The organism is Pseudomonas sp. AL 58 (assembly GCF_036348395.1).
Taxonomy (GTDB): Bacteria; Pseudomonadota; Gammaproteobacteria; order Pseudomonadales; family Pseudomonadaceae; genus Aquipseudomonas; species Aquipseudomonas defluvii.
In genome coordinates, this window is sequence record NZ_JAZBQR010000048.1 from 1 (window position 1) to 2,325 (window position 2,325).

The 2,325-nt window shown below is 62.1% G+C and carries 4 protein-coding genes and 1 pseudogene; all 5 read right to left on the reverse strand.

Annotated elements, in window-relative coordinates; genetic code table 11:
• Positions 1–21: 21 nt before the first annotated feature.
• Positions 22–270: a hypothetical protein gene (locus tag UIA24_RS22905; protein ID WP_330524027.1), complete on the reverse strand. Its 249-nt coding sequence runs from the start codon at positions 268–270 to the stop codon at positions 22–24.
• On the reverse strand, positions 270–692 hold the full coding sequence (locus tag UIA24_RS22910; protein ID WP_330524028.1) for a hypothetical protein: 423 nt from the start codon (positions 690–692) through the stop codon (positions 270–272). The genes UIA24_RS22905 and UIA24_RS22910 overlap by 1 nt, the downstream gene beginning before the upstream one ends.
• Positions 693–775: 83 nt before the next feature.
• Positions 776–1,600 carry a hypothetical protein gene (locus UIA24_RS22915; protein ID WP_330524029.1) on the reverse strand — a complete coding sequence of 275 codons (825 nt, stop codon included), beginning with the start codon at positions 1,598–1,600 and terminating at the stop codon, positions 776–778.
• Between the two features lie 64 nt (positions 1,601–1,664).
• On the reverse strand, positions 1,665–2,078 hold the full coding sequence (locus UIA24_RS22920; RefSeq protein WP_330524030.1) for a hypothetical protein: 414 nt from the start codon (positions 2,076–2,078) through the stop codon (positions 1,665–1,667).
• Positions 2,079–2,136: 58 nt separating this feature from the next.
• Positions 2,137–2,325: pseudogene (locus tag UIA24_RS22925) on the reverse strand (hypothetical protein); the annotation flags it as partial.

A 2,325-nucleotide genomic window follows, 5' to 3' on the forward strand; every position in this document is an offset into this window, starting at 1 on the left:
GCTGCCGAATCGAAAGTGCTTTCACAGCGAATACCTCTCTTCATTCCAGAGCGCTGGCGCCTGTGTAGGGGTAGGGGTGTCTTGTCCTTGCGGGGAGAGCTCGCGCTCGTTGCCGGCCTGGAGCTGGCTGTCGGGGATGCAGCTGATGCCGACCCCATTCAGCAGGTAGCAGGTGACGCCGCGCTGGCTGTCGTGCTGCACGTCGATGACGTTCTCGGTTGCGCTGGCGCCGGTGGCCAGCAGCAGGAGACAGAGGGCGAGGCGGGTCATCAGCAGTCCACCCAGTTCAGCTCTTTGATGTAGTCACCGCCGGCGCACAGGTGCTCGTCGTTGATCGCCTCCAGATCCTTGATGTCGGCCAAGGCGGCCTTTGCTCGCTCCATGGCCAGCTCGGCATGGCTCAGTTGGTGGCGCTTGCGGGCCTTGTAGCTTCGGAGCGCTTCTTCTTTGTCGGGGTAGGCGAACCGGCGCCAAGAGTCTTTCGAAACGCGCTTGGCGTTGTCCCAGACCCTGCCAGTAGCCTCCTGCCGCGCCATGGCATAACCCTCATGGCCTTCAGGAACGAGCCAGTAGCAGTGCTCGCTTTCGCGGATTACCACATAACGCCGGCACACGATCGTGACGCCCTCGGGGCCGATGGAATCGATGTAGCGGAAATGGTCGGGCCAGGCTTGTTGCTTTTCTTCAGACATGACTTCGTCCTTCTGCCATATCGCGGCAGTGAATAGAGGGGAGAGGGGTTACAGCCGGGTGGAGTACATTCGTACTCCTGAGGTCAGGAGGGATTGCGCTCCAGGGCGGCGCGGGCTTGCCAGCCCCACCAGCCGCATTCAGTCAGGGGGTTAACGTGTGAACCGTCTGCGCGACGCCTCAGGGCTTCTGGGTCAAGTTCCCGGCCTCGAGCGGTTGCGGCCTCCCGGCACGCTTTCTCAAACGCCGCCCGCTCATCGCGCTCAACCGGCGCGCTCGGCTCTGCGCTGGTGCAGTCCGGACAAATCTTGTCGGTAGGACCGCATACCGTGGCAATGCGCAACTTCCCACGACCGTGGCACTTGTCGCATTTCGGCTCTGCGCTGGCGGATAGGGCGTTGCGTGCGACGGTGCCATCCTCGATGAAATCAGGTTCGTCGCCGCACCAGAGGATGTTCAGCGGCTCGCCGCTCACGGTGTCCCAATTGCCGCTTTCAAAGTGATAGTGCTCGCGGTCAGCGTAGAACTTCAGGGCAGCGCGCAGCCGCTCAACCTCGCCGGTATCGATCATTGGCCCGAACGGCGTGATGGTCTTGCCAGTAGCTGCCGCATCCCTCTCTGCCTCTTCTTTGGTCCACCAGAAGGCAGTGCCAACCATCCAGGCTATAGGCTCGGGGTGGGGCTGCGGGGCTGGCGCGAGCGCCTTGATGTGCGTCCGACCGCCAAAGTAGTGCCAGTCGATCTTCCAGCCAGTTACAGCGGAAAGGCTCTGGCAGATTGTCTCGGCCGCGTGCTTTGGCACGTCGCCAACCAGGCAGGCGCTGACGCCATTCTTGAACACGTCATCTGCGCAGGGCGGCAGCTTGTCGCTGACCATCTCGGTGTTGCTGGATCGGTTTTCTGTGGGCATGGGGTGCCTCGCCGGGGGCGTTATCGTTGAATAGGGGAAGGCGCTGGCGGGCAGCGCGGGAGGTTTAGGCGGCGCGCACCTTGAAGGTCAGCATGGCGGTCGCGTCATCGTTGAAACACTCGGCCAGCTCCTGATAGGCCCGATACTTGGCCTGGCTACGAGTGGCTGCCCATATGCGCCGCACGTAGTGGCGCGCATCGCCAAGCATGTACCGAACGTCATCCCAGTCATACAGCCCGTTGGTGAGCACTTCCCACTGCTTGAGCGGTAGCTTCTCGGCCATTTCGCCGTACTGCATCTCCCAGGTGGGGTGGTAGTTGCGGATGCGCTTCTTCGGATCGCTGTCGAGGATGACGCCGATGTAATGGCCCCGGTCGGCGATGATTACACCAGGCTCGCCATTGGCAATCACCCGGCGCCCGACCTCTGCCGGCACGCCGTAGTGGTTGCGCACGTAGTCGCAGTTGTAGTTGCTCATGGCTTTCTCCGCGCATGCGCCGCCCTCCGTGGCCGGATGCGGCATGGTGGCAATAGGGTTAATTCAGGATGTCGAGCTGCGCGGCTTTACACTGCTGCTCGCCGTGCGGGAGTGGTTTAGGTGCTTCGATTTCGCAGCCTGGATCACGCTTCAGTTCTGCTTGGCTAGCCTTGTCGAACTGACGCGCTAGTTTTGGTGTTATCTCAAAAGCTGACGCGTCAGGTCGCTTCAAGCGGCGAGCCTGCTC

Bases quoted from the DNA above. Each gene is read 5' to 3' on its own strand.
- UIA24_RS22905 (WP_330524027.1), bottom strand. From the start codon at position 270: ATGACCCGCCTCGCCCTCTGTCTCCTGCTGCTGGCCACCGGCGCCAGC.
- UIA24_RS22915 (WP_330524029.1), bottom strand. From the start codon at position 1,600: ATGCCCACAGAAAACCGATCCAGCAACACCGAGATGGTCAGCGACAAG.
- UIA24_RS22920 (WP_330524030.1), bottom strand. From the start codon at position 2,078: ATGAGCAACTACAACTGCGACTACGTGCGCAACCACTACGGCGTGCCG.
- UIA24_RS22910 (WP_330524028.1), bottom strand. From the start codon at position 692: ATGTCTGAAGAAAAGCAACAAGCCTGGCCCGACCATTTCCGCTACATC.